The 7901-nt window shown below is 65.6% G+C and carries 4 protein-coding genes and 1 pseudogene; 2 read left to right on the forward strand and 3 right to left on the reverse strand.

The window, feature by feature from the left end; translation table 11 throughout:
• The first annotated feature begins 180 nt into the window (after positions 1–180).
• Positions 181–2451: a CHASE3 domain-containing protein gene (locus H537_RS49770; RefSeq protein WP_084150983.1), complete on the forward strand. Its 2271-nt coding sequence runs from the start codon at positions 181–183 to the stop codon at positions 2449–2451.
• A 490-nt stretch (positions 2452–2941) separates the two neighbouring features.
• Here H537_RS49770 and H537_RS45840 read toward each other — a convergent pair whose 3' ends face one another.
• Complete coding sequence (locus H537_RS45840) at positions 2942–4213, reverse strand: cation:proton antiporter (protein WP_051243354.1); 1272 nt, start codon at positions 4211–4213, stop codon at positions 2942–2944.
• Between the two features lie 344 nt (positions 4214–4557).
• Here H537_RS45840 and H537_RS49775 point away from each other — a divergent pair, with 344 nt between their 5' ends.
• Positions 4558–7215, forward strand: coding sequence for a histidine kinase dimerization/phosphoacceptor domain -containing protein (locus H537_RS49775; protein ID WP_084150984.1), 2658 nt, complete (start codon positions 4558–4560; stop codon positions 7213–7215).
• A 243-nt stretch (positions 7216–7458) separates the two neighbouring features.
• On the opposite strand, the gene H537_RS56585 is transcribed toward H537_RS49775, so the two are convergent.
• Positions 7459–7767 (reverse strand): helix-turn-helix domain-containing protein, encoded by a 309-nt coding sequence (locus H537_RS56585; protein ID WP_029000455.1) that lies wholly within the window; start codon positions 7765–7767, stop codon positions 7459–7461.
• Positions 7721–7901: pseudogene (locus H537_RS57090) on the reverse strand (sigma-54-dependent transcriptional regulator); the annotation flags it as partial. The pseudogene H537_RS57090 and the gene H537_RS56585, both read right to left, overlap by 47 nt.

Consider the following 7901-nt stretch of genomic DNA (forward strand, 5'->3'; position numbering starts at 1 on the left):
TGACGGCGCGATGACCCCACAATTCAGCCAATAGTTTGTGTGTGTTCACTTGCGCTTATGATGAAGCGACTTTCGAGGTCTGGGGAATGTCTCGTGACGCCGTACTGCTGCTCAGGCCGGCGGTGCTGATGACTTGGCTTCGGCGCTCCGGTCGACCCGGCCCGGTCGAGCAGTAAAAGCATGGGAGTGGGCATGGCGCAGCCGGATTCCGGCGCAGCGGGGCACGTGGATCAACGCAAGACGTGGCGGCTTGGCCGCTGGCAGGTGACACGGGCTACCGTGTGCGCCATCGCGCTGACCGTGGTGGTCGGACTGATGGCGGTGTGGAGCATCGTCAAGTTGCGCGACGACGCACGATGGGTGGCGCACTCCCACGAGGTGCTGAACTCGCTGGGCCAGGTGCTGGCCCTGACGGTCGATGCGGAGACCGCTCAGCGCGGGTTCCTGCTCACGGACGACACTTCCTATCTGCAGCCCTACCGGCATGCCGCGCGCTCCAGCATGCTGGAGCTCGACCGCCTGTGGCGCCTGGTCGCTGACGACCCGGCCCAGGCGCGGCGCCATGCCACCCTGGCGACATTGAGCACCAAACGCATCGGCTTGGTGGACCAGGTCGTCGACCTGCGCATGAGCCAGGGCTTCGAGGCGGCCCGGGCATTTGTCTCTCGCGGCGAGGGCAAGCGGCTGCAGGACGAGATCCGTGCCCTCGTGGCGCAGATGCAGGCCGACGAGCAGCGGCTGCTGGGCGAGCGAGAGCGACAGTCCGGCTTCAGCGCCCGGCTGGCGATGGGCAGCATCGCGCTGGGCGTGCTGTTGTCCACGGTCATCGCACTGGTCACGTCGGTGCAGGTCGAGGCGCGCAACGCCGCGCTGGCCCGGGCGAACGCGGCCAAGTCTGAGTTCCTGGCCAGCATGAGCCACGAGATCCGCACGCCGATGAATGCCATCGTGGGCTTGACGCAGCTGTTGGCGCGCCAGCAGCTGCCCGCAGAGCAGCTCGACATGGTGCAGCGCATCGAGGTGGCCGGGCGCTCGCTCACGGCGCTGCTCAACGACATCCTGGACCTCTCCAAAATCGAAGCGGGCCAGCTGCGGCTGGAGCGGCGCTCCTTTGCATTGGCGCCGCTGCTGTCGCAGCTTGACAGCCTGCTGGGCACCACGGCGCGCGCAAAGGGAGTTCCGCTGCGGTTCGAGCTGCCCTCGGTAGGGCTGGATGACGGACTTGTCGGCGATGCACAACGCCTGGAGCAGGTGCTGATCAACCTCATCGGCAACGCCATCAAGTTCACCGAGCAGGGTGAGGTGGTGGTGCACACCAAGGTCGTGTCGCAGAACGCGCAGCAACTGGTGGTGCGCTTCGAGGTGCGCGACACCGGCATCGGCATCAGCCAGGAGGCTCTGGAGCGGCTGTTCAAGCCTTTCACGCAAGCCGAGACAGGTGCACTGCGGCGCTACGGCGGCACCGGGCTCGGGCTGTCGATCTGCAAGCGCCTGGTCGAGCTCATGGGCGGGCGCATCGGTGCACACAGCACGCTGGGGGTGGGCAGCACCTTCTGGTTCGAGTTGCCTCTGGGGCGCAGCACGGGCACTGTGTCGCCGCCCGCCGTTTACGCCCAGCAGCAGCCCGTCACGGCACCGGCACATCCGCGCCTGGAAGGCCTGCATGTGCTCACCGTAGACGACAACGACACCAACCTCGACATCACCGAGCGCGCGCTGCGCCTGGAAGGCGCACACGCCACGCCGGCGCGCGACGGCCAGCAGGCCATCCAGTGCCTGCGGGCACCCGACGCTGCCTTCGACGCGGTCCTGATGGACATGCAGATGCCCGTCATGGACGGCCTCACCGCCACGCGCGTGATCCGCCGGGAGCTCGGACTCACGCAGGTACCGATCATCGTGTTCTCGGCCTCGGTGCTGCCCCAGGAGCGCGACCAGGCGATAGCCGCCGGCGCCACGGACTTTCTGAGCAAGCCGGTGGACATCGAGCAGCTCGTGGCGGTGTTGCTGCGCCACCGGCGCAGCCAAGCCAATGTGGCGGCCGCGGCCGCTGCGCCAGCCACCGGGCCCATTGCGAGCTCCCATGCCCCACCGCCATGGCAGTCCATCGAAGGTATCGACGACACAACGGTGCGTGCTCTCCTGCGGGACGACTTTGCCCACTTCATGCGGCTGTGCGCACAGTTCATCACCCATGCCGAGAAAACGGCAAGCGCCGTGACGGCAGCCCTGGAAACGGGCGACGCCGCGAGTGCATTGCGCTCGCTGCACCGCCAGCGCGGCGCGGCGCTGGCGCTGGGCGCCAACGGGCTCGTGGAAGCAACCTCCCGGCTGGAGGAGGCAATCCAGGTGGGCGCGCCGGTGCAGGCTGCGCTGCAGGAGTTCACCGACCACCTGGAGCGGCTGAAGCAATCGCTGGCGCCTTGGATGCACCTGTGCGTGCCGCAATAGCATGACCGCCAGGGGGTGGCAGGCCTGCCTGGCACCTTCGCTGTACCGCCGACAGCCGCCGCTGATTCATCTGGCGGCGCTGGCACAACCGCCGCAGTCGTGAGATTCGGCCGCTACTGCGGGCGCGATGAACCTGCCCGACATCGGTGGCCTGGAGATCCTGCAGGAGCTGCGACAGGATCCTGCCAGCCGGGCCTTGCGCTGTCAGCCAATGCCCTGCCGCACGTCATCGAACAGGCACGCGCCGCGGGCTTTGACGGCTACTGGACCAAGCCCGTCGACATACGTTCGTTCGTCAACTCGACGAGTAGCTGGCATCGGGCTTGCCGCCAGAAACCTCAGACTGATTGCGTGCAGTATGGGCACGCCAACCCTGTCAGGGTACCGAGGCCGAGGCCCCGGGACCGGACGTGTCACTGCTTGGCTTCACCTTGAAGCTCACGGCAGCGGCAGCGGAACCCGGGTGCCGAGTGATGGGTGAAGCTGTGCCTTATGCACTTGGTTCAGTCGCTGGCAGCAGGTCGGGTTGCTGCTTATGGGCAAAGTGCCTGACAAGGCGTCCCAGCGTGGTGGCCTGCACCAGCAGACTGAACAACACGACGCCGTAGGCTGCCGATACAAGCTCTGAGCGCCCTTCAAACTGGGGCAGTGACAGAGCCAGGGCGATGGAGATACCGCCACGCAAACCGCCCCAGGTCAGCACGGAAACGGTCTCGGCTTCGGCGCGGCGTCCCTTGCGCGACAGCGCAAGCGATATTGCAACGCTCATCCACCGAGCAAAGAGCACCACAGGAATGGCGATGAGCGCGGCAAGGAAGTTTTCCAAGCCAAACGACAGCGCCAATATCATCATCCCGATGAGTCCGAACAGGACAAGGTTGAGAATCTCGTCGAGCAGTTCCCAAAAGGAGAAAAGGTGCTCGCGGGTGGTGTCGCTCATCGACTTCACGCCGCGGTTGCCCACAACAAGACCGGCCACGACGACGACGAGCGGGCCGGATACGTGGAGCCGCTCGGCCAGGGCAAAGCCGCCGATGGCTGCAGCCAAGGTGGTGATGATTTCCACGGGGTAGCTGTCAATGTCCCTCACCAGCAGCAGCGCCACCAGGCCCACTGCTGCGCCGGTTGCCAGCCCACCAAGAATCTCCATTCCGAGCATCTTGGCCAGGCCCAGCGGTGTCGGGGTGGCGGCTCCCGTGGCAAGACCCAGCAGGACCAGGAAAGCCACCACGCCCGTGCCGTCGTTGAAAAGGCTTTCGCCCATGATCTTGCTCTCGACGGCCTGTGGCGCTCCAGCCTTCTTGAGCACGCCGATCACGGCGATGGGATCCGTCGGTGAGATCAGGGCTCCAAAGACGAAGCAGTAGGGCAGGGGGACATCAACACCGGCCAGGGCGAGACCGAAATGCAATGCATACCCAACGACGACGCTTGAAATCAGGACGCCGATCGTTGCCAGCACAAACACCGGAACGAGCCTGCTGCGCAGAGATGCAAAGTCGACATGCAGGCCGCTGGCAAACAGCAGCAGCGGCAATAGACCGTGGAACACCACTTCCGAAAAGTCGATGTGATCCACCACGGCCCGCGCATGCTGCGTGAAGCCCGGCATGGCCGAGCCGGCGCCAATGAACACCAGTGAAGCCAGGAGTCCCACGGCGGTATTGCCCAGCGTGTCGGGAAGCTTGAGCACCCTGTGATTGATGTAGCCGAAGATCGCTACGACGGTCAGTACCAGGGCGGAAATCTCGAAGAGCGTCATCGCCCCTACGATACGGGATGGATCACGTTTTCACGCCGCCCTGGGGATTTTTCCCGGGTGAGATCCATACGAGCAGGTCAAGGGTTGCGGAGCTCTGCTCCAGGTCAGCAGCATCTGAACCGCGTAGCGGCCAGGGCGCAAGAGGCGCCCCGACGCCAGAAGCTCTTTCGCAGGCGTGCCCGCTGCTCCTGCGTCAGAGGTCCAGGCAAGCCAGTGTCGCTTGCTTCGGCCAGGACCACAGCCTGGGACATCAGCGACCTCAAGGCCCAGCACCTGTGGGAAGTACGGAACCGACGTCTCGTCAGGACGGGTTATGACCACGGCGGTAGTTTCGAAAGTCGCTGATGAAGTTTGGACGCGTGCCCGCCCCACCCTCGATGGTGGCCGCGGTCGGGTTGCTGGTGCTGGTGATCAGCGCATCGCTGTGGACCCATTACGAGGGCTTGAACGCCAGCGCCTGGCGACAGCACACGGTGGACGTGCGTATCGAGCTCGCCCGCTTCGAGACCGCGGTGATGGACATGTCCCGCAGCGTGAGCGGATATGCCGTGAGCGGCCTGGAGTCATGGGTACTGTCGTACCGGCGCGCCAGCGCCGACGCTGATGAGCGCCTCTGGCAACTCAGGGCGCTGACCGTCGACAACCCCGTCCAGCAGCAGCGCCTGGATCAACTCGCTCCCAGCCTGGAGAGGCTGATGCAGTCCCTGTCGGCGACGGTGGAGATCGGGGCCCGGGACGGCCTGGAAGCGGCGCGTCAGCGCGTTGCCGCCGGGCCGAACCCCAGCCGGTCTGCCTTGGTCGAGACGCTGGTGAGGGCGCTGGACGCCGAAGAGTTGCGGCTGCTCAACCTCCGCGAGGCCCGGGCCGATCGGAACGCCAGCCTGGCCATGGCGATCATCCTGGTGGGCAGCCTGCCGGTGCTGGTACTGCTTGCCTGGTCGGGCATTGCCCTGCAGCGCAGCATCGTGCAGCTTCGCCAAGCCAGCGACACGGCGCAGGTCCAGGCGGAGCACCTGCACGAGCTCAATGAAGCGCTGTGGCAGGCGGTGTCGGATCGCGAAGCGGCGCCCGCCGTACCCTCTGTGGCGCAACCGCTGGACGATCCCGCACGGCTGGCCGCATTGCGGCATACCGGATTGCTGGACTCGAGTCCTGAGGAAAGCCTTGACCGTTTCACACGGCTGGCGGCGCGGACACTGCAGGCGCCGATCTGCCTGCTCAGCGTGGTGGACGACAAGAGGCAATTCTTCAAGAGCGCCGTGGGCTTGCACGAGCCCTGGGCCAGCGCGCGCGAGACGGACCTGTTGCTTTCCTTCTGTCAGCATGTGGTCGTGTCCGGCGCCGCGGTGGCCGTGGACGATGCGGCGCTGGATCCAGTGGCGCGCGACAACCAGGCGGTGCGCGTGCTGGGCGTGGCAGCGTACCTTGGCGTTCCACTGGCCACGCCCGAAGGACATGTGCTCGGCGCCCTGTGCGCCATCGACCACCAGCCGCGCCGCTGGAGCGAGCAGGACCGACTCGTCCTGGAGCGCATCGCACAGTCCGTCCTGGCCGGCATCGCGGTGCGCATGCAATTGGGAAAGCTGGAGCGGCGCGTCGAAGCACGTACCGCCCAGGTGCGTATGCTCACCGATGCCATCGAGCACTCCATCAACGCTTTCCACATCGCCGACGCTGAGCTGCGCTTTACCTACGTCAACGAGGCCTACTGCCGGATGTGGGGCTACGCCACGCCGCTGGAGATCGTCGGCACGTCGGCCTTGGAGCACGGCACCGATTCCAGGCAGATGCGGCACCTCTACGCCGAACTTCGCAGCCAGGGCTCGTGCTGGCTGGAGTACACGGCTCGGCGCAAGGACGGCTCCACCTTCGAGGTGCTGATGCACGCCCACGTGGCACGCAACGAGGCGGGTGAGGGCGTCTATGCGGTGAGCGCCATCGACATCACCGAACGCAAGCGGGCCGAGCAGGCCATGCGCACGAGCGAGGAGCGGTTGCGGCTGGCGCTGGAGGCTGCGCGCATGGGCGCCTACGAGTACGAACCGGCCACAGGAAAGGCACAGCGTACCGGCGGCCTGTACTCGTCACTGGGACTGCCGCTGCAAGGCTACGATGCCCAGTATCTCCAGCGGGTCCACCCTCACGACAGGAAGGTCCTGCTCGCGACCCGGGGCGCCGTGACGCCGCACGAACCTGCCTACGTGGTCGAATATCGGTTCCAGGCGCCGGACGGTGCATGGGTATGGTTGGACGACCACGGCATGGCGAGCTTTTCCGAAGACGGAACGTTGCTGCGCCAGTTCGGTACGAACCGCGACATCACGGCGCGTCGAGAGGCCGACGTAGCGCTTCATTCGGCACTCGCGGAAAAGGAGGTGCTGGTACAGGAGATCCACCACCGGGTGAAAAACAACCTGCAGGTCATCTCCAGTCTGCTGCAGCTGCAGCGCCGGCAACTCAGGGAGCCGGCGCTCCAGGAGGTGTTCTCCGAAGCCGAGAGCCGCGTGCGTGCGATGGCGCTGGTGCACGAGCGGCTGTACCAGCAGCACCATCTCTCCAGACTGGACTTCGGCGACTACCTGCACGGTCTGGTGGAGCAGCTCGTGCGCGCCACGGGCAGTCGCGCCACCGTACGGCCTGAATTGGATCTGCAGCCGCTGCTGCTGCCCGTCAATACCGCCATTCCGCTGGGGCTTATCGCCAGCGAGCTGATCACGAACGCGCTGAAGTACGCCTACCAGGGCAGGACCAGCGGCGTGCTGCGTGTCGAGCTGAGGGCAGCCGATGCAGGGCAGCTGTCGCTGCTGGTAGCCGACGATGGGCCGGGATTGCCAGCGAACTTCGATCCGAAGGCCACCACAAGCCTGGGAATGAGGCTGGTATTGATGCTGTCGCGGCAACTCGGCGCGCAGGTCTCATTTGGTGGGGAGAGCGGCACGCGCTGCTGCATCAAGGCGCCGGTGGATCGTTCGCTGCCTAGCGAGGTCGTGCCCAGCCTATAGATCGCCCAATTCAGTAAAGGAGAAGCTATCCTCTGCTGCATCGATGGTGAGATGGCGCACGCTGTAGAAATTCCCTATAAGTCAATGACAAACCGCCATAAGGTTGTAGGCGCACTCATCACACATGGCGGATCTGCCTATTGCCAAACAAAGCAGATCGCGACAGCCGCGCATACGCCAGTACATGGCTGAATCTCATTGCCATCGCTTCCAAGCTGCAGGTTGGCCAAGCGTTGCAACCGGCTATCGGCCGTGCGGGTGTGGCTCAGTTGCGTATTCCCGGAGGCGGTTGTATAGCGTCTTCATGCTGATGCCAAGCATGACGGCGGTCTGTTCCTTGTGCTGCTTGCAGTGATGCAGCGTGGCGAGGATCAGTTGCCGCTCCATCTCCGCCATTGAGGTGCCGACCGGCAGCGTCAACACCGGCTCGCTTCTGCCGGGCCCCGCGACGTGCTGCGATGCGCTCCCGTTGGCGGGCAGCCACTCGTCGGTGATCGGCTCCCCTTCAGCCATCACGAAAGCGCGCCGCACCACGTTGCGCAGCTCGCGCACGTTGCCCGGCCAGCGGCAGGCGGCGAGCTTCTCCAGCGCCGCGCTCGCATACCGCGGCCAGGAAGTGCTCGGCCAGCAGCGGCACGTCGCTGGAGCGGTCGCGCAGCGGCGGCAGCGCGATCGGGAACACGTTG

The organism is Azohydromonas australica DSM 1124 (assembly GCF_000430725.1).
Taxonomy (GTDB): Bacteria; Pseudomonadota; Gammaproteobacteria; order Burkholderiales; family Burkholderiaceae_C; genus Azohydromonas; species Azohydromonas australica.